The sequence below is a fragment of the Kibdelosporangium persicum genome (genome assembly GCF_013280595.1).
Taxonomy (GTDB): domain Bacteria; phylum Actinomycetota; class Actinomycetes; order Mycobacteriales; family Pseudonocardiaceae; genus Kibdelosporangium; species Kibdelosporangium persicum.
Genome location: NZ_JAAATY010000019.1, coordinates 16,788 through 34,866 on the forward strand (window position 1 = coordinate 16,788; position 18,079 = coordinate 34,866).

Annotated in this window: 15 protein-coding genes and 2 tRNA genes; 6 read left to right on the plus strand and 11 right to left on the minus strand. The window is 67.6% G+C overall.

All coding sequences use genetic code 11. The annotated features are described in order from the left end of the window. Nucleotides 1-9: 9 nt before the first annotated feature. Nucleotides 10-603: a 3-isopropylmalate dehydratase small subunit gene (gene leuD / locus GC106_RS29040; protein ID WP_173137208.1), complete on the minus strand. Its 594-nt coding sequence runs from the start codon at nucleotides 601-603 to the stop codon at nucleotides 10-12. 18 nt (nucleotides 604-621) lie between these two features. Further along, nucleotides 622-2,058, minus strand: coding sequence for a 3-isopropylmalate dehydratase large subunit (gene leuC, locus GC106_RS29045; RefSeq protein ID WP_173137210.1), 1,437 nt, complete (start codon nucleotides 2,056-2,058; stop codon nucleotides 622-624). 81 nt (nucleotides 2,059-2,139) lie between these two features. Here leuC and GC106_RS29050 point away from each other — a divergent pair, with 81 nt between their 5' ends. Further along, entirely contained in the window at nucleotides 2,140-2,841 is a 702-nt protein-coding gene (locus GC106_RS29050) for an IclR family transcriptional regulator (protein WP_185845626.1), read from the plus strand. Nucleotides 2,842-3,487: 646 nt separating this feature from the next. Here the strand turns inward: GC106_RS29050 and GC106_RS29055 are convergent. The 4 genes from GC106_RS29055 to gltX form a co-directional block, all read right to left on the minus strand. Then, a tRNA-Glu gene (locus GC106_RS29055) sits at nucleotides 3,488-3,560 on the minus strand. 62 nt (nucleotides 3,561-3,622) lie between these two features. After that, nucleotides 3,623-3,694: transfer RNA gene (locus tag GC106_RS29060), tRNA-Gln, on the minus strand. 77 nt (nucleotides 3,695-3,771) lie between these two features. After that, nucleotides 3,772-4,542, minus strand: coding sequence for an HAD family hydrolase (locus tag GC106_RS29065; RefSeq protein ID WP_173137212.1), 771 nt, complete (start codon nucleotides 4,540-4,542; stop codon nucleotides 3,772-3,774). A 126-nt stretch (nucleotides 4,543-4,668) separates the two neighbouring features. Beyond that, nucleotides 4,669-6,153 carry a glutamate--tRNA ligase gene (gltX, locus tag GC106_RS29070; protein ID WP_173137214.1) on the minus strand — a complete coding sequence of 495 codons (1,485 nt, stop codon included), beginning with the start codon at nucleotides 6,151-6,153 and terminating at the stop codon, nucleotides 4,669-4,671. A 92-nt stretch (nucleotides 6,154-6,245) separates the two neighbouring features. Here gltX and GC106_RS29075 point away from each other — a divergent pair, with 92 nt between their 5' ends. Continuing rightward, the gene (locus tag GC106_RS29075; RefSeq protein WP_173137216.1) at nucleotides 6,246-7,472 is read left to right on the plus strand and encodes an FAD-dependent oxidoreductase; all 1,227 of its coding nucleotides are present in this window, start codon (nucleotides 6,246-6,248) and stop codon (nucleotides 7,470-7,472) included. A 10-nt stretch (nucleotides 7,473-7,482) separates the two neighbouring features. Here the strand turns inward: GC106_RS29075 and GC106_RS29080 are convergent, their stop codons facing one another. Further along, the gene (locus GC106_RS29080; protein ID WP_173137218.1) at nucleotides 7,483-8,253 is read right to left on the minus strand and encodes a fumarylacetoacetate hydrolase family protein; all 771 of its coding nucleotides are present in this window, start codon (nucleotides 8,251-8,253) and stop codon (nucleotides 7,483-7,485) included. 41 nt (nucleotides 8,254-8,294) lie between these two features. Here GC106_RS29080 and GC106_RS29085 point away from each other — a divergent pair, with 41 nt between their 5' ends. After that, entirely contained in the window at nucleotides 8,295-9,305 is a 1,011-nt protein-coding gene (locus GC106_RS29085) for a hypothetical protein (RefSeq protein WP_173137220.1), read from the plus strand. On the opposite strand, the gene cimA is transcribed toward GC106_RS29085, so the two are convergent. From cimA to GC106_RS29100, 3 genes are all read right to left on the minus strand, one after another. After that, on the minus strand, nucleotides 9,286-10,917 hold the full coding sequence (gene cimA, locus GC106_RS29090; RefSeq protein ID WP_173137222.1) for a citramalate synthase: 1,632 nt from the start codon (nucleotides 10,915-10,917) through the stop codon (nucleotides 9,286-9,288). The genes GC106_RS29085 and cimA overlap by 20 nt on opposite strands. Nucleotides 10,918-11,122: 205 nt before the next feature. Beyond that, entirely contained in the window at nucleotides 11,123-11,902 is a 780-nt protein-coding gene (locus GC106_RS29095) for a hypothetical protein (protein ID WP_173137224.1), read from the minus strand. A 28-nt stretch (nucleotides 11,903-11,930) separates the two neighbouring features. Next, complete coding sequence (locus GC106_RS29100) at nucleotides 11,931-15,584, minus strand: P-loop domain-containing protein (RefSeq protein ID WP_173137226.1); 3,654 nt, start codon at nucleotides 15,582-15,584, stop codon at nucleotides 11,931-11,933. An 82-nt stretch (nucleotides 15,585-15,666) separates the two neighbouring features. On the opposite strand from GC106_RS29100, the gene GC106_RS29105 reads away from it, so the two are divergent. Next, on the plus strand, nucleotides 15,667-15,834 hold the full coding sequence (locus GC106_RS29105; protein WP_173137228.1) for a DUF397 domain-containing protein: 168 nt from the start codon (nucleotides 15,667-15,669) through the stop codon (nucleotides 15,832-15,834). Here GC106_RS29105 and GC106_RS29110 read toward each other — a convergent pair. Beyond that, nucleotides 15,815-16,648 carry a helix-turn-helix domain-containing protein gene (locus GC106_RS29110; RefSeq protein WP_173137230.1) on the minus strand — a complete coding sequence of 278 codons (834 nt, stop codon included), beginning with the start codon at nucleotides 16,646-16,648 and terminating at the stop codon, nucleotides 15,815-15,817. The two genes, GC106_RS29105 and GC106_RS29110, sit on opposite strands and share 20 nt — an antisense overlap. A 105-nt stretch (nucleotides 16,649-16,753) precedes the next feature. Between GC106_RS29110 and GC106_RS29115 the strand changes: the two genes are divergently transcribed. After that, the gene (locus GC106_RS29115; protein WP_173137232.1) at nucleotides 16,754-17,467 is read left to right on the plus strand and encodes a hypothetical protein; all 714 of its coding nucleotides are present in this window, start codon (nucleotides 16,754-16,756) and stop codon (nucleotides 17,465-17,467) included. Continuing rightward, nucleotides 17,454-18,044: a hypothetical protein gene (locus GC106_RS29120; protein WP_173137234.1), complete on the plus strand. Its 591-nt coding sequence runs from the start codon at nucleotides 17,454-17,456 to the stop codon at nucleotides 18,042-18,044. The genes GC106_RS29115 and GC106_RS29120 overlap by 14 nt, the downstream gene beginning before the upstream one ends. Nucleotides 18,045-18,079 lie beyond the last annotated feature (35 nt).

Consider the following 18,079-nt stretch of genomic DNA (forward strand, 5'->3'; position numbering starts at 1 on the left):
AACAGCCCGTCAGGCAAGGGTTGTGGCGGGCTTCCAGACCGGCCGCGAAGCCTCGAACGAATCGATCGCGTCGGCGTGTCGAAGAGTCAGCGCGATGTCGTCCAAGCCTTCCAAGAGGCGCCAACGGGTGTAGTCGTCGATGCCGAACGGCGCGGTGAAGTCCTTCGCTGTGACAAGCCTTTCCCGCAGGTCGACGGTCACTTCGGTGCCCGGCTCGGTCTCCAGCAACTTCCACAACTGCTCGACGTCGTGCTGTTCGCACTGTGCCGCCAGCAGTCCCTGCTTGCCCGCGTTGCCGCGGAAGATGTCGGCGAACCGGGACGAGACGACGGCGCGGAAGCCGTAGTTGGACAGCGCCCAGACGGCGTGCTCGCGTGACGAGCCGGTGCCGAAGTCCGGTCCGGCGACCAGGACGCTGCCGTGGCGGTACGGCTCCTGGTTGAGCACGAACTGCTCGTCCTGCCGCCAGGCGGCGAACAGGCCGTCCTCGAAACCGGTCTTGCTGACCCGCTTGAGGTAGACGGCCGGGATGATCTGGTCCGTGTCCACGTTGGACCTGCGCAGGGGTACGCCGACCCCGGTGTGCTTGGTGAAAGGTTCCATGACGTGCTTCTTCTTCTCTCAGTCCAGGTCTGCTGCGGTGGTGCCCGACCCCGCCGGCAGGTCTTCGGGCGACGACAGGGTTCCGCGGACGGCGGTCGCGGCGGCGACGAGCGGCGAGACCAGGTGCGTGCGCCCGCCCTTGCCCTGCCTGCCCTCAAAGTTGCGATTTGATGTCGATGCGCTGCGCTCGCCGGGCTTGAGCTGGTCCGGGTTCATGCCAAGGCACATCGAGCACCCGGCGGACCGCCACTCGGCGCCGGCGGACAGGAAGACCTCGTGCAGTCCCTCGGACTCGGCGGCTTCCCGGACGCGCATCGAACCGGGGACGACGAGCATCCGTACCCCGCTGGCGACCTTGCGCCCGCGCAGCACGTCCGCGGCGGCCCGCAGGTCCTCGATCCGGCCGTTGGTGCACGAACCGAGGAAGACGGTGTCGACATGGATCTCGCGCAGCGGGGTACCCGGTTCGAGGTCCATGTAGGACAGGGCCTTCTCGGCCGCGGAGCGCTCGTTCTCGTCGGCGATCTGTTCCGGGTCAGGAACCTTTTCAGACAACGGCAGGCCCTGGCCGGGGTTGGTGCCCCACGTCACGTACGGCGTGAGCTGGTCCGCGTCGAGGTGCACTTCGTGGTCGAAGACGGCGTCATCGTCCGTACGCAGTTGCTTCCACGCCTCCACCGCGGCGTCCCAGTCGGCGCCCCGCGGGGCGTGCTTGCGCCCCTTCAGGTATGCGAACGTCGTCTCGTCCGGAGCGATGAGACCGGCGCGGGCGCCCGCTTCGATGGACATGTTGCAGATGGTCATCCGCGCTTCCATGGACAGCGCTTCGATGGCGCTGCCGCGGTATTCCAATACATATCCCTGCCCGCCACCGGTTCCGATCTTCGCGATGACGGCGAGGATGATGTCCTTGGCGGTCACGCCGGGGCGCAACGAGCCGGAGACGTTGATCGCCATGGTCTTGAAGGGCCTGAGCGGAAGCGTCTGCGTGGCGAGGACGTGCTCGACCTCGGAAGTGCCGATGCCGAACGCCATCGCGCCGAACGCGCCGTGCGTGGAGGTGTGACTGTCGCCGCACACCACGGTCATGCCGGGCTGGGTGAGACCGAGCTGCGGGCCGATCACGTGCACGATGCCCTGCTCGTCGTGCCCCATCTGGTAGAGCGGGACGCCGAACTCGGCACAGTTCTTGCGAAGCGTCTCGACCTGGGTACGGGACACCGGATCGGCGATCGGCAACTGGATGTCGACCGTGGGGACGTTGTGATCCTCGGTCGCCACAGTGAGATCGGTGCGGCGGACCCTGCGGCCGGCCTGACGCAGCCCGTCGAACGCCTGCGGACTGGTCACTTCGTGTACGAGGTGCAAGTCGATGTAGAGCAGATCAGGCTCATCGCCATCGCCTCGCCGTACGACATGTGAGTTCCACACTTTCTCAGCGAGCGTGTGGCCCATCGCTCCTCCAACTCCAACGCGATTTCGTGGTGGGTTCCCAGATCCTGGACATCTCAGATATCGGGAAGTTAGTATCGTTGTGTGGGACAGCATAGCGGAATCGGCGTTCTGGACAAGGCAATGGCGGTGCTGCAGGCCGTTGCCAAGGAACCCTGTGGTCTGGCAGAACTCTGCACGAAAACCGGCCTGCCGAGGGCGACGGCGCACCGCCTCGCGGTGGGCCTGGAAGTACATCGGTTGCTACGCCGTGGATCCGACGGCCGCTGGCGTCCCGGCGCGGCGCTCTCGGAACTGGCGGGCGGCGCGACAGACCCGTTGCTCGACGCCGCGAACGCGGTCCTGCCCCGTCTTCGCGACATAACCGGGGAAAGCGTCCAGCTCTACCGCCGGGACGGCATGCACAGGATCTGCATCTGTGCCGCAGAGCCGCCTTCCGGCCTGCGCGACACGGTGCCGGTCGGCGCGCGACTGCCGATGACGGCGGGGTCGGGCGCGAAGGTGCTTGCCGCGTGGGCGGATCCGGGAACGCAGCGGGCGTTACTCAACGACGCCGTCTTCGGAGAGCGTGCGCTGCTTGAGGTTCGGCGCCGCGGCTGGGCGCAGAGCGTGGCCGAACGTGAGCCAGGAGTGGCCAGTGTGTCGGCACCGGTTCGTGATGGTGCTGGGAACGTTGTGGCTGCTGTGTCAGTCTCGGGCCCGATCGACCGGATGGGCCGCCGCCCGGGCTCCCGTTGGGCAGCAGACCTCCTGGCGGCAGCCGACGCCCTCCACAACCGTCTCTGACCACCCACCAGCGTCGCGTGTGGACATCCACACGGGACGCCGCCCCTCTCCCTTCCCTCGTGAGTGTTTATCGGTGTTAGAACACGGATAAACACTCACGAGGGGGTGTCCTCGCCGGACGGGCAGGCCACCAAGAGGAGAGGGGGCCGCACTCCCTTCCTCCCGCCTGGCCTGCCAAAGGCAACCATGGCCGTCAAGGGGGCGGTGTGGTTTCCAGCCCGGTTCTTCGCGTGGGCCGACCCCTTGACCCCCATGGTTGGACTACGTCCAGGCCAGACGGGAGGAAGGGAGCACGAAGACCACCCACGCGCTACCGCGCACCTGAGGCGGTGATCCGTATGACTACCGCCCGGGGCCGGTCCGCGTAGCCGGATCACCGCCCCTGTGGGATTCCGCACTTTCCGCCCTGGCCCACCACCTGGCACTCGCTTCAGGCACCCCCACCCACCCAACTCGCCCCAAAAGAAAAAGGCGCCGGAGGCGCCTCGCGGCAAAGCCGCGCAGCTGGTTCAGCTGAAAGGTAACCAGCGCTGGAAGGTAAGGAGCCCGCACCGTGGGGGGCTTGGGGGGCTCGGCCCCCCAAAACAAAAGCGAAGCGCCCCCCGGGAAAGTTGCGAAGCAACTGACCAAGGGGGCGCCAGGCGCGTAGCCCCGACGGGATTTGAACCCGCGCTACCGCCTTGAGAGGGCGGCGTCCTAGGCCGCTAGACGACGGGGCCAGGAACTTTCTTGTTTTCTTTTGTTGGGAGAATCCTAGCACCTGCTCCTAGGGGCTCTCTCGCTGGGGTACCAGGACTCGAACCTAGACTAACTGAACCAGAATCAGTCGTGCTGCCAATTACACCATACCCCACCGGCGTCTCGGATCGCTGTCCTTGGCGCCGGGACAGATAGTAGACGATGCCTCCTACGGAGCAAAAATCGGGGTCGTCATCGTGGCGCGGGCACCGTCACCGAGGGGGTCACGTACTCGCTGACGAGCAGGGACGGCAGCTCTGCGAGGTCCGTGACGACGTGCACGTCGCGGGGGGCTTGGGTGGCCGGTTCGTCCTCACGGTTGAGCCAGACGGCGTGCAGGCCGGCGTTCCGCGCGCCGATCGCGTCGAGGTCGAGGCGATCACCGATGTGGACCGCGTTGGCCGGTTTGACGTGCAGGTCTTCGCAGGCCGCGTGGAAGATGCCGGGGTCGGGTTTGGCCATCCCCACCTCGCCGGCGATCACCACCGCGTCGAAGAACCTCGTCAGCCCGAGGCAGGCCATCTTGTCCCGTTGGGCCGGGCCCGAGGCGTTCGTCACAGCCGCGAGTTTCAGTCCGGCCGCGCGCATCCAGTCCAGGCACGGCAACGCGTCGGCGAACAGCCGCCAGCCGCTGCACATCTGGGTCTGCCGTCGGTCTTCGAGCACCTGGACGGTCTCGTCGTCCAGCAGTACGCCCATGTCGGTAAGGAATGCCTTAGTGCGCTGCAAACGCATCGTCCTGGGGTCCAGTTCGCCCGACACCGCGCGGGCCACGTACTCGTCTGTCGTGTGCTGCCATGCCGGCCACATGTCGTCGCGTCCGATCAGCGTGAATAATGCGGATCGCGCCGCCGAGGTGAAATCCACGAGTGTGTCGTCGATGTCCAGACAGACCGCTGTGATTTCCGGTGGATTGACAGGTGATCCGTCGAGCTCGGACCGCAACTCCAGCGCTGATGCCATCCAGGCACGATAGGCGCGTCACACCTGTTTTCGATTCGTCTATCGAGGTGATTGTCCGGTCACTGACACGGTTAAGCCCCCCTTGTCGCCAAGGGGGCCAAACTCGCTCTATCGGACTGACCGCCCTCAGGTGTTACGGGCATGCCTCATGCGGGTGAGGGTCTTCTCCCGTCCGAGCAACTCCATCGACTCGTACAGCGGCGGGGACACCGTCCGGCCGGTCACCGCGACCCGTACCGGGGCGAAGGCCTTACGGGGCTTGAGGCCCAGTCCGTCGATCAGCGCGGCCTTCAACGCCTCCTCGATCGCCGGTGTGGTCCAGCCGGCCAGTGGCTCCAGTGCCGCGATGGCCGCGTCCAGCACCGGTTTGGCGTCCTCGCCCAGCGCTTTGGCCGCGGAGTCCGGTTCGGGCGCGAAGTCCTCTTCGGATTCGAACAGGAACCTGACCATTCCGACCGCGTCGGACAGCACGACCAGGCGTTCCTGAATCAGCGGAGCGGTCGCGGTGAACAGCGCGCGCTGCTCGTCCGTCGGTTTCTCAGCGACCAGTCCGGCGTTCGCGAGGTACGGCAGTGTCCGTTCCACGAAATCGTCCTGACTGAGCGCCCGCAGGTGTGTCGCGTTGATGGCCTCGGCCTTTTTCACGTCGAACCTGGCCGGGTTCGAGCTCACCTTGCCGATGTCGAACGCCTGCACCATCTCGGACATGCTGAATATGTCCCGGTCGTCGGCGATCGCCCAGCCGAGCAGCGCCAGGTAGTTCAGCATTCCTTCCGGCAGGAATCCCCGGTCGCGGTAGGTGAACAGGTTCGACTCGGGGTCCCGCTTGGACAGCTTGCGGTTGCCCTCTCCCCTGACCAGCGGCAGGTGTGCGTAGTCCGGAATGGACTCGGCGACGCCGATCCGCCGGAGTGCTTGGAACAGCGCGATCTGCCGCGGTGTCGACGGCAGCAGGTCCTCGCCGCGCAGGATGTGGGTGATGCGCATCAACGCGTCGTCGACCGGGTTGGTCAACGTGTACAGCGGCGCGCCGTTCGCCCTGACCAGCACCGGGTCCGGCACGCTGCCCGCCTTGAACGTCACCTCGCCACGGATGTGGTCGGCGAACGTGATGTCCTCGTCGGGCATCCGCAGCCGCAGCACCGGCTCGCGGCCCTGCGCGCGGAACGCGGCCTTCTGCTCGTCGGTGGTGTCCCGGTCGAAGTTGTCGTACCCGAGCTTGGTGTCCTGCCCGGCCGCTTTGCGGCGTTCGTCCACCTCTTCCGGCGTGGAGAACGACTCGTACAGCTCGCCCGCTTCGAGCAGGCGGCGGGCGACATCGGTGTAGATCTCCCCGCGCTGGCTCTGCCGGTACGGGCCGTGGTCGCCGCCGACCTCGGGCCCTTCGTCCCAGTCGATTCCCAGCCAGTTCAACGCGTCGATGATCGCGTTGTAGCTCTCCTCGGAATCCCGCGAGGCATCCGTGTCCTCGATCCGGAAGACCAGTTCGCCGCCGTGGTGCCGGGCGAACGCCCAGTTGAACAGGGCGGTGCGGATCAGACCGACGTGCGGGGTGCCGGTCGGGGACGGGCAGAAGCGGACTCGGACGCCCGCGAGCGATGTCGTGTTCATAACAGCAAAGAGGCTATCCGAGCTTGACGAGCGGGCCAGACAGGAGCATCCTCAAGTTATTCAACAGGCGATGAAATCGAGGAGGGGTCAGGATGGAGCGCACGACCTGCGCGATCGTCGGGGGTGGTCCAGCGGGGATGCTTCTCGGGCTGTTGCTGGCACGCGCCGGGATCGAGGTCACCGTGCTGGAGAAGCACGCGGACTTCCTGCGGGACTTCCGCGGCGACACCGTGCACGCCTCGACGGTCCGGATGATCGACGAACTGGGTCTCGGCAAGGAGTTCCGCAAGCTGCCGCAGTCGCAACTGCGGACCGTGGGCTTTCCCGCCGGCGACGGTGTCACCGTTCTCGGTGACATCAGCAGGCTGCGGGCGCCGTACAACTTCATCGCGATGGTGCCGCAGTGGGATTTCCTCGATCTGCTGGCCGACGCGGGCAAGCAGGAGCCCACGTACACGTTGCGGATGAACACCGAGGTCACCGGGCTGCTGAAGGACGGCGACAGGATCACCGGTGTCCGCTACCGCACGGCCGAGGGCGGGGAGGGCGAACTCCGTGCGGACCTCACCGTCGCGTGCGACGGGCGGACGTCGTTGCTGCGCAAGGAAGCCGGCCTGGTGCCGGAGGAGTTCCCGGTGCCGCTGGACGCCTGGTGGTTCCGGCTGCCCCGGCACGAGGAGGAGACCGGCGAGGTCGGCGGCATCCGGCTGCACTTCGGCGATCGCGAACTGCTGCTGATGATCAACCGCGAGGGCTACTACCAGATCGCCTACCTCGCGGGGAAAGGCTCCGATCCGCGGCTGCGGGCCGAGGGCCTGCAGGCGTTCCGCGACCGAGTGGCGCGGATCAACCCGAAACTCGCCGACCGCGTCGACACCATCGAGAGCATGGACGACGTGAAGGTGCTCGACGTGAAACTGAACCGGCTGCACCAGTGGCACCGCGACGGCCTGCTGTTCATCGGCGACGCGGCGCACGCCATGTCGCCGGTCGGCGGGATCGGCATCAACCTGGCCGTCCAGGACGCCGCCGCGGCCGCCGCGTTGCTGGCGGAACCGTTGCGGCGAGGCCAGGTCACCACCGACGACCTGGCCAAGGTCCGCAAGCGCCGCTGGCTGCCGATGGCCGTGGCCCAGGGACTGCAACGGTTCCTGCACGCCAAGGTGCTCGCCCCGGTGCTGACGGGCGAACGCACGTCGTACCCGAAGGCGCCGACCATGCTGACGCGGCTCTTCCCGCCGCTGCGGGCGGTTCCCGCGTACATCATCGCGATCGGCATCCGTCCGGAGCACGCTCCGGACTTCGCCCGCCGAGCCTGATCGTCCGGGCTTACTTCGCCACTACCGGGTTCGTCAGGGTGCCGATGCCTTCGACGGTCACCGAGACGGTCTGGCCGTCGGTCATCGGGCCGACGCCCGCCGGGGTCCCGGTCAGGATCACGTCACCGGGCAGCAGTGTCATCACGCGTGACACCCACTCGATCAGCTCGGGCACGTCGTGCAGCAGCAACGAAGTCCGGGAGTCCTGTTTGACCTCGCCGTCCAGTTCGGCGCGGATGGCCAGGTCGGACGCGTCCAGCTGGGTCTCCACCCACGGGCCGAGCGGGCAGAAGGTGTCGTGGCTCTTGCCACGCGTCCACTGCCCGTCGGCCTTCTGCTGGTCACGGGCGGTGACGTCGTTGCCGACGGTGTAGCCGAAGATCACCGAGGACGCCTTCTCGGCCGGGACGTCCTTGCACGGCTGGCCGATCACCACGGCCAGCTCGGCCTCGTAGTCCACTCTGGACGAGTCGGCCGGCAGTCTGATGGCCGCGTTCGGGCCGATCACGCTGGTGGACGGCTTGATGAAGATCACCGGGTCCGCCGGTGGCTCGCCGCCCATCTCACGGGCGTGGTCGGCGTAGTTCTTGCCGATGCAGACGACCTTGGTCGGCAGGACCGGGGCTAGCAGCCGGACGTCGGCCAGCGGCCACTTCCGCCCGCTGAACGTGGGCTTGACGAACGGCTGCTCGGCGATCTCCAGCGCGACTTCCTGGCCGTCGGCGTCGCCCAGCGCGGCGTAGGCGAACCCTTCGGAATGAGCAATACGAGCGATACGCACGGGGCAAGGTTAGTTCACCTTGGAACAGTACGTTTCGCCTCATGCAGACTTCCCGGCGTGCTGTCCTGGGCGGAGCCGTTGCCGCGTTCCTCACACTCGGCACCGGCACGGCCGCCGCATCGCATCGACCACCAGGCGTTCGGCGGGTGCTGATCGCGACCAACGAACCGTGGGGGACCTACCACGTCAAACCGCTGCTGGCCGAGGCCGCGCGGCGCGGTGTCCTGATCACCCACCTCGTTCCGGACTACTCACAGGTCAAACCGGACGATCCGGTCCCGGTGGCGACATGGGCCGACGCTCCTGCCGCGGATCTGCTCGTGGTGACCGGCGCCGAGCCGTGGCCCGCGGACTGTGCCGCGCACTTCCGCAAGCTGCCGTTGGCGGCCAGTTCGCTCGCCTACTTGAACCCGATCGAGGCTGCGCGGGCCAAGGAGGTGCGGCGCCGGCTACGGCTGATCACCGCGTCCTCCCCGGCCGAGGCCCGGTCCTTCGGCAAGTACCTCGGCACCCGGCGGCCGATCGAAGTAGTGGGTTCACCGCAGATCGACGACCTGCCGAAACGTGCACCGGAGCAAGATCTCGTGTTGGTGCTCACGAGCGTCACGCACCCGGACAGCACCGGCAACGCCGCCCCGGGAACGGAACTGCTCCTCGCCGCCGCCGGGAACCTGGCCGCGGCGGGCAAACGGATCCTGGTCGGCCTGCATCCACGGGAGAACCGCAAGCTGTGGGAACGCTACGAGATCAGCGATGTGCCGTCGGTGCAGGCGTCCGCACGTGCCGAGGCGGCCATCGGGATTCCTGGAACGGTGTTCCCGCTCGTCACGGCGGTCGGCACGCCGGTCGTCGGATGTACCGATCCCCGGCTCACCGTGCCGGACTACCTGCGAGCCGTCTGTTCGTCGACCATCGAGAACGCCGCCGACGCGGTGTCCGCAGTGGACAACGCCCGTCTGCCTTCCCCGGAGGTCCTGGCCGATTCCGTCGGGCCGATCGGCGGTTCGGCCCGACGGCTGCTCGAAGCCTGGGTCAGGACACCGCCATGCTGACGCGCAGTGCCTTGTGGACCAACGCGTCGCACAGTGCCAGCCAGCTCGCCTCGACGATGTTGCCGTGCACGCCGACCGTGGTCCATTCCCGCTGACCGTCGGTGGATTCCACGAGGACCCGGGTGACCGCGTCGGTGCCCGGGTCCTCGGTGAGGATGCGGACCTTGTAGTCGGCCAGTTCGACCTGGTCCAACCACGACAGGTGCGGCAGGAGCGCCTTGCGCAGCGCGGCGTCCAGCGCGTGCACCGGACCGTTGCCTTCCGCCGTGGCGATCATGCGCTCGCCCGCCACGTGCACCTTCACCGTTGCCTCGGAAACGACCGTTCCGTCGACGTGGTGGTCCAGGATGACGCGGTACGACTCGAGCACGAACGGTGGCGTGTCCACTGGGGACTGATCGGCCTCGGCGACCTGGGCACGCAGCAGCAGTTCCAGTGAGGCGTCGGCGGCCTCGAAGGACCAGCCGCGCGCTTCCATCTCCTTGACCTTGCGGACCGCGCCGGTCAGCGCGGCGGGCCGGCCGGCCAGGTCAACCCCGAGCTCACGTCCCTTGAGCTCCAGGCTGGCCCGGCCGGCCATCTCGGTGACCAGTACCCGCATGTCGTTGCCGACGACGCCCGGATCGATGTGGTTGTACAGCTCCGGATCGACTTTGATCGCGCTCGCGTGCAGGCCCGCCTTGTGGGCGAACGCTGACAACCCGACGTAGGCCTGGTGGGTGTCGGGTGCGAGATTCGCGATCTCGGCAAGGGCATGGGAGACCCGGGTGAGCTCCGGCACGCATTCGGTGGGTAGCACCGGCATGCCGAGCTTGGTCACGAGGTTCCCGACTACGGCGAACAAGTCGGCGTTGCCCGCTCGTTCGCCGTATCCGTTGGCGGTGCACTGCACGTGACTGGCACCCGCCTGGACCGCCGCGACGGAGTTCGCGACGGCGCATGAAGTGTCGTCCTGGCAGTGGATGCCGACCCGGAACCCGGTCCGGTCGATCACCTGCCGGACGGTGTCGGCCAGTTGCAACGGCAACTGGCCACCGTTGGTGTCGCACAACACGACCACGTCCGCGCCGCCGTCCACCCCGGCGGTCAGCACGCGCAACGCGGTGTCGGAGTCGAAGGCGTAGCCGTCGAAGAAGTGCTCAGCGTCGAGGAAGACCCGGCGTCCTTCGCCGACGAGGAACGCGACCGTGTCGCGGACCATCTCGCACGCTTCGTCCACATCGGTCTTCAGGGCGAGCTCGATGTGCCGCCGGTCGGACTTGGCGACCAGCGTGACCACCGGCGCCTGCGCGTCCAGCAGGGCCCGTACCTGCGGGTCCCGCGCGGCCGTCGTCCCGGCCCTGCGGGTCGACCCGAACGCGACCAGTGCGGCGTGCTTGAGTTCCAGCTCGCCTGCCGCGGCCCGCGCGAAGAACTCCGTGTCCTTGGGCAAAGCGCCCGGCCAGCCGCCTTCGATGAACCCGACGCCCAGTTCGTCCAACAGCCTGGCGACGGCCAGCTTGTCCGCCGCCGAGTAGGAGATGCCCTCACGCTGCGCCCCGTCCCGCAACGTCGTGTCGTACACGTGGAAGTCGTCGCCGAGCGGTGTGCCGGCCGGGGTCGTGCGGGTCACGGTCTCTCCTGGTGGTGGTCGACTATGCCGGACAAACAAAAAACCTCCCGCAGGATGCGAGAGGTCGGCGCGCCGGGTGATGGAACGAGCTACCCAGCGCGCTGGTCGATAATGATCACGGCATACGCGGTCATGGTGAGCATGAAACCACATCGTGAATCGGATGACCACTCCACGGTCGGCTGCTCCCAAGTCGTGGGAACGATCATCGGCGTTCGGTCCAGGTGACCGTCTCGGCGGGCGCGACCTCCGCGTCCGGCGGGAGCTCGACCGGAGGCGTGGCGTTCCAGTCGGAGTACTTGCTGACCTTGGTGTTCCTGTGGCCGCTGTCGCCGGTGGACCGCTGTTCCACCTGCACCGGAAGGCCGTCGTGGTTGACCCATACCGTCGCCTCGACCGGTTTCCTGCGAGCGGTGTTCGGGTTGGACTCGATGTTCGCGGCCGCAGTGAGCTCGTACCGCCACAAACCCTGGTCGTCCGTGCCCGGTGACACGACGAGTGTCTTGCGGTCGAGGTCGAGGAAAACGCCGCTGGGCGCCAGATCGCTCAGGGTCATGCTCACGTCGCGCTCGACGTTCCACGTCCACGGCGCCTTGTGGTCGAGCAGGACCCAGCGCTTGCCCTGCGGCAGCTTGGCCCGCTGGTCCTGCAGGTAGAACTCCCGGGAGAACCGCTCGATCACCACCGACTCGACGACCTCGTCGGTGTGGTAGGACTTGCGCCGTTCCACCATGCGCTGCGTCGGCTCCGGTGTGCCCTGCTGGTGCCACCCCTTGGACAACGGACTCATCTCGCCCTTGCGGTGCCACCACCACGACGGCCTGCCGTCCGATGTGAACTCGACCTCGAACCGGACGGACTCCGCCGCGCGCATCCGCTCGATCCACTCCTCGACCGAACCCGCCGGCGCCTGCACCGGTGTTTCCCGTGGCACGACGCCACAACCGGCCACCAGCAACACGACAAGACACAAGATCCGCGACATTCCCCGCAAAATACTCGCGCGGGCGCCGTCACACAGCCGGATCGAACGAGACGCACAGGACCTCACCGCAGGACGTGCCGAACGCCAGATGCCGGCGGCCGATCGCGCAGCAGGCGATCCGGTGACTCGCGGCGATGCAGTGCGACTGCCGGCCGGACACGATGTCCCAGACCCGAGCGGTTCGATCATCGGACGTACTCACGACATATCGGCCGACCAGGTGAACAGCACGCACCCAGGACCCGTGCTCGAAGCGGTGAACCTCCACGCCGGTCGCGAAATCCCAGACACGAGCGGTCCGGTCTCCTGACGCAGTCACGATCCGCGTGCCGTCCGCGCTGATTCGTACGTCTCGGACGGCCTTGCGGTGACCGGTCAGTTCGCGCACCAGAGTCCCGCCAGCGAGATCCCACAACCGGACGACACCGTCGACGCAGCTCGTCACCACATGCCGCTCGTCCGGGGCGACAGCGACGCCCCGGACCCAGTCGGGATGCCTTAGCCGGTGAGCCATTTCAGAGTCCGACCAGACGATCGCGGTCCCGTCACGTGATCCGGTCACGACATAGCTCTCACTCACCGCCACGGCACGAACGATGTCCGTGTGGCCACGCAGGACGACACAGTCACCGGACCACACACGGACAAGATGGTCATCGCACACCGTGACCACGCCGTTGCCGCCGACTTCGAGAGCCCGCACCGGTCCGTCGTGTTCCAATGTGCCAACGCACTCGCCCGTGCGGACGTTCCAAATCCGCGCCGTCCGGTCGTCCGAACCGGAGACGACGAGATCGGCTGTCGCACCGACGGCACGCACCCACCCACCGTGCCGGAAGACACGAAGCAACTCTCCTGTTTCAGTGTCCCGCACACGAACCGTGCCATCGTCGGAACCGGACACCACCCAGCCGCCGTGCGGGGCGATCGTGATGGCACGCACCGAATCCGCGTTGCCCGCCAGCGTCCGCACCAGCGTTCCGGTGTCGCGGTCCCACCACCGGGCCGAACGGTCGTCCGACACAGTCACGATGTGGCGGCCCGACACGGCGGCATCACGGACCCAGTCATCATGCCGGAACACGTGCCGGACACCGTCGTCCGTCGTCAGGCATGCGGTGTTGTCCCGGCTGAAACTGATCATGTCGGTCCCCGCGAGCAGGAACCCGTTGACCAGATCCCCGTGCCGGACCAGTTCCTCCGGCGGCCCGGCACGGCCGAGATCCCAACGCCACACGTGGTTGCCACACGCCACGACGAGGCCGTCCCGGAGACCGATCGACCGGACGTCGGCAGGCGCGGTGAACTCGCGGGCGCGGACGCCGGTCACGCCGTTCCACACCGTGATCCCGCGGTCCGCGGTGACGGTGATCACCAAATCGCCTGCCGGCAGGACAAAGGTCACGGGTCCGTCGTGCTCGAAGTGCCGGAGCAGGCTGCCGTCGGCCAAGTCCCACAGGTATGCCGTGTGGTCGTCCGATCCGGTCAGCAGACGGTTCCCGGCGACGGCAAGACAAGTCACGCGGTCGTCGTGGATCAGTTCCCGCCGGACAGCCACTTCGTCGACATCCCAGATCCGGGCGATGCCATCACCGCATCCCACAACCAGCCCGCCATCCGGCAGGACTGCCATCGGCCCGACCGTGTCCGGATGAGGAAACTCGCGATGGGTTCTGTCGGTGAGCGAACAGATGTGCACGACGTGGTCCTCGCACGTGCTCGCGACGCGCAGCCGTGGCAGGAGCACAACCTGTTGCACCGGGCCGGGATGCCGGATGGTCCACACCACTGTGCCCTGGGCGTCCCATACCTGGACGGTGTGGTCGAACGAGCCTGTCGCCATGAACGATCCGTCCGGGGTGACCACGACGGCGATCACCGTGTCGGCGTGTCCCGCACCGGCATTGGCATGGGACCACGCGACCCGCAGGCGCCGGACCGGCCGGCGGTCGATCTCGGCGAGCAGCTCGGGAAATCCGGCCTTCGTGGCCTCATAGTGCATCTGTTGCAGGAGGAAGTCCGGTTGTGCCACGCTTCCGCGCCAACGCCGCAGGTTGTGGGCCTGGTATTTGAGGATCGCGGCCATCCGGGCGGCCGGGCCGCGTGGGTCTCCGGCGTTGACCGTCGCGTCGTCGATCTCGGTGACCAGCGCGGCACTGTCCACTGTTGCCTTCGCCGACAGGAAGTCCAAGTCCTGGAGCACGCGTTCGAGCAACGCCCTCGGTTCCTCGGCGACACCCAGCCGCGCGGTGTCGACGATGTGGTGGAACAGGTGCCGCACCGCGTACGGATCGAGCGTGTTCTCACTGAGCCAGTGCAGGATCGTGGTCGCTGCTTCGGCCGGGTAGACATGGTGTTCCCCCGCCGCGCGCAGATAGTCCCGGAAGGACTGGTGGAAGATCCGGTACGCCGCGCCGGAACGCAGGTACGGAGCGCAGACCGTCAGGGTGTCCTCGATCACGGACCTGGGCAACCCGGTCAGCGACATCAACTGGCCGACGGTGAACCCGTCCCCACGTGCCTGCGTCAACAGTCCGAGCACTGGCCGGTACCGCAGCCGCCAGTCCTGCTCGACCTCGGCGATCTCCCGGTTGAGGAACTCCCGGTACAGCTCCGCGAGACCGTCCGGCAACCGGATGTCCGCGGTGGTGATCGGCCGTGCCCGGCTGAGCAGGTCATCGAGCACGAACCTGGCGTAGAGGAAGTTTCCCTTGCCACGGCTGGCAATTCGCCGGGCGAGCACGGCCGCGGCCGGGACGTCGCCCGCGTGCAACCTGCGTTCGGCGTAACCGCGGACGTCCCCGCCCGCGTCCGTCTCGTCCTCGATCAGATCGAACTGGGCCGACGCGGTGACGTGCCGCAGTGCACGGCCGGGCCTGCTGGTGAGCAGCAACCGGAGGTTCGCTGTCGGCATCCGCGTTTCCCGTGCCAGCAAGGCCACCAGCGCGTGCCCGCCACCGCCTTCCACCGCTTCGTCGAGCGCGTCGACCACGATGACCGCGGTCGTTCCGAGCTTTCGGATCGGCTGGCGGATCACCTTGTCGTACAACTGACGTGGGTCCGCCTCGGTGCGCAGGACGTCCGCGCCGACCGTGTACCCGGGCACATTCGCCTGTAGTTGCCCGGCGAGGGAAAGGATGACACTGACCGCGTCGAGCGACTCCGTGTCCTGTTGACGGCAGTAGTGTGCTGCCGACACAGCCGCGTTGCCCGCGATCAGCCTGCTGACCAGGGCGGTCTTCCCGGCGCCCGGCTCGCCCGTGATGACCAGCGCGGACTCGCGGCCCGCCAGCCAGTAGCCGATGCGGTCGAACGCCCAGTCGCGGCCGTCGAAGTCGGCGCCGAGGTGATCCGGCGCGCTGGGCAGTCCCGTCGGCACCGGCTTTCGCCTGGGGCCCGCCGAGATCCGGTACCAGGCCTCGGCCCACTGCCGTTGTTCGGCTGGCCCGGCGCCCAGCGCGATCACGATCCGGTCGAGCAGTTCCGCCGGCACCAGAGTCCGGCCGGTGACGTAACTGTGCACAGTCGACTTGCTGGTGGCGGGCAGTCCCAGTCTTCTGGTCAGCTCGGCAAGGCTGATCCTTGGCCGTCCGGTGCCGTGCGCGGCCCGGGTCCGCAGCAGATCGAGCTGGGCGGCCAGATCGGCGAGGTCGGAGACGGCGGCCGGATCGGGACCGAGCACGTGGCCTCCCTGGTCGTCCAGGTTCGTCCGATGTCGTCCAGGATCAGGGTTTTCCAGCATAACCAGGCAGTTCGCTGGTGGCATGCGGAACGCGACCTGGTTCAAGAGCAGCCGCTGCGGCGAGGGCCCGACGTGTGTCGAAGTGGCTTTGCTCGATCGCCGGATCGGCATCCGGGACGCCAAGAACCCCCGGCCGGTTCTTGTCGTCCGGCCCGCCTGCTGGCGGCTGTTCAGACGATTCGTCGGATGAAGTCGAGGGACTCGGCAGGCGTGAGGGCGAGTTCCCGGAGCCTGCCGAACACCGAGACGTACTCGGCGACGTGCTCCGGTTCGCGGATCAAGTGCCCCTCGGTGAGGTTGTTCGTGTACGCCACCCGAGGGTCGTTGGGATCGGCGAAGCCGAGCACGATGAAACCGCCTGCCTGACCGGGATGCATCCCGGCGGACGCGGGCAGGACCTGAACGGACACGTGTGGGTTGCCGCCCGCCGCCACAAGCTGGCGCAACTGGTCACGCATCACTCCCGGCGCGGACGCGCGGAGCAAGGCCGAATCGTCGACCACCACCGACACTGCCGGCGGGTTCTCGCGCAGCAACATCGCCTGCCGCGCCTGACGCAGGTCGGCCCATCGAGCCGCGACCTCGGCGGGACGGCCGAACGCCTCTCCCAGCGCCTGCGCGTAGGCGTGTGTCTGCAGCAGGCCGGGGATCCACTGCGGCTGGTACTCCCAGATCTCGGTGGCCTCGTCCTCGTAACCGATGTACAGGTCGTAGCCGCCATAGATCAGGTCTGCGTACTCCTTCCACCACCGTTGCCGACCGTGCTGGCCGACAGACAGCAACGCTGTCCGCCGCGCGCCGCTCACCTCGTACATGTCCAGGAGTTCACGCAGGTCAAGCGGCCGGACTGCGACCTGACCGGTCTCGATCCGGCTCACTTTCGCGGGCGAGCAGCCCAGCCGGGCGGCGGCGTCCTCCAGCGTCCGGCCCGCGAGATCACGCAGTTCGCGCAGCTCCGCGCCGATTCGACGGCGGTCGTCCTGGGAAAGGCGGGCCGTGGGCATCAGCGGGACTCACCCTGCAAAATCGACTCGAATGCAAAACTTGCAGCTACCCAGCGTGACGAGTACGGTGCAGACATTCTGCAAGTTTTGCACAGAGGGGGTCCGGTGTTGGAGTTCCTGCGCAAACTGATCGACTACGTGCCCGAGTTCATCAACAGTGGCGCGGCCAAGAAACTCATCCCGTGGTTCTTCTGGCCCGCCACGGTCTTCATGTCACTGCTCCTCATCCCGTACGACCCGGTGAGCGGGTCGCTGATGGTCGGCGTTCCCCTGCTGTTCGCGGCGCTCACCCGCTACTTCGGGGTGATGCGCGTGCCGACGATCATCGTGTTGCTGACCGGTGTGGCAGCGATGTTCCCCGCGTTCTTCCTGGGCCTGGGACAGCGCAACGAGAAAGAGATCCCCCTGCTGCCACTGCTCGGGCTGGCCTCGTTCGTCGTGTGGATCGCCGCCTACCCGCCGATGCTGACCAGGTTCAACCACCGGTACTGGCAGGCGCGGTATCCCGACGAGGAGATCGGCGTCGACGAACCGGCCGCCGCACGGATCATGACGATCCAGCTGTGGCTTGCGGTCGTGGTGATGTGGGCGGTCGGCGACGAGGTCGCGCCGCTGGTCGGCCTGATCGCGCTCTGCTACCGCAGGCAGTGGACGGCTGTCACCGCCGCGCTTGTCTGCCTGGTCTCGCCGTTCGTGATCTACCAGGGCGGCTGGTGGTTCGAGTTCGACCTGGCCAAGCTCCTCGGTGCGGTGCTGGCCGCCAAGTCATGGCTGGAGGCCGCCAGGCTCCCGATGTGGAACCGCCGTGTCAGCTACTGACCAGACGCCGGCGTGGCTGACCGCCGCGTTGGAGCGGATGCCGATGCCGGACATACCCGCGACCGAGCTGTGGGACTTCTCCGCCGCCGCCCTGCTCAAGCCGCGACTGCCACCCGGAACCCGTTGGCTGGCCGGGAAACTCGACGGGTTCGGCGCGGTCCGCTTCAGCGCACGGGCGATCGGGATCGACAGCACCGGACCGATCCGGTGGACCGACATCATCGAAATCCACACCCAGCCGCCGCTCGACGCGATGACCGGCGCGGCCAAGGACACGGTCATCACCACCCTCACCCGGATGCTGCCTGTGGGCCGTGGAATGTCGGCAAGGGTCCTCGACGAGATGGTCGAGGTAGTACTGGGAATGCTGCGCCGAGCGGAGCGTGATTCGGTGGTGCCGTACGAGTTCGTCTACCGGGCCTGGCTACGTCGGCGCACCCTCACACCGGGCCTGGTGTCCGCGGCCGTCCTGGCGCTGCCCCAGGTCGCCGCCAGCGTGCTGGCCACCGCGGCTGCCAACGGCGTCGCTCGATCCACAGTCGCTCGATCCACAAAGGAAAACCAACGGCCGTCGTGAGGGTGCCGGGCCGGCACCCTCACGACGGCCGGAAG

Bases quoted from the DNA above. Each gene is read 5' to 3' on its own strand.
- GC106_RS29075 (WP_173137216.1), top strand. From the start codon at position 6,246: ATGGAGCGCACGACCTGCGCGATCGTCGGGGGTGGTCCAGCGGGGATG.
- leuD (WP_173137208.1), bottom strand. From the start codon at position 603: ATGGAACCTTTCACCAAGCACACCGGGGTCGGCGTACCCCTGCGCAGG.
- leuC (WP_173137210.1), bottom strand. From the start codon at position 2,058: ATGGGCCACACGCTCGCTGAGAAAGTGTGGAACTCACATGTCGTACGG.
- GC106_RS29105 (WP_173137228.1), top strand. From the start codon at position 15,667: ATGCGGAACGCGACCTGGTTCAAGAGCAGCCGCTGCGGCGAGGGCCCG.
- GC106_RS29110 (WP_173137230.1), bottom strand. From the start codon at position 16,648: ATGCCCACGGCCCGCCTTTCCCAGGACGACCGCCGTCGAATCGGCGCG.
- GC106_RS29095 (WP_173137224.1), bottom strand. From the start codon at position 11,902: ATGTCGCGGATCTTGTGTCTTGTCGTGTTGCTGGTGGCCGGTTGTGGC.
- GC106_RS29085 (WP_173137220.1), top strand. From the start codon at position 8,295: ATGCAGACTTCCCGGCGTGCTGTCCTGGGCGGAGCCGTTGCCGCGTTC.
- gltX (WP_173137214.1), bottom strand. From the start codon at position 6,153: ATGAACACGACATCGCTCGCGGGCGTCCGAGTCCGCTTCTGCCCGTCC.
- GC106_RS29065 (WP_173137212.1), bottom strand. From the start codon at position 4,542: ATGGCATCAGCGCTGGAGTTGCGGTCCGAGCTCGACGGATCACCTGTC.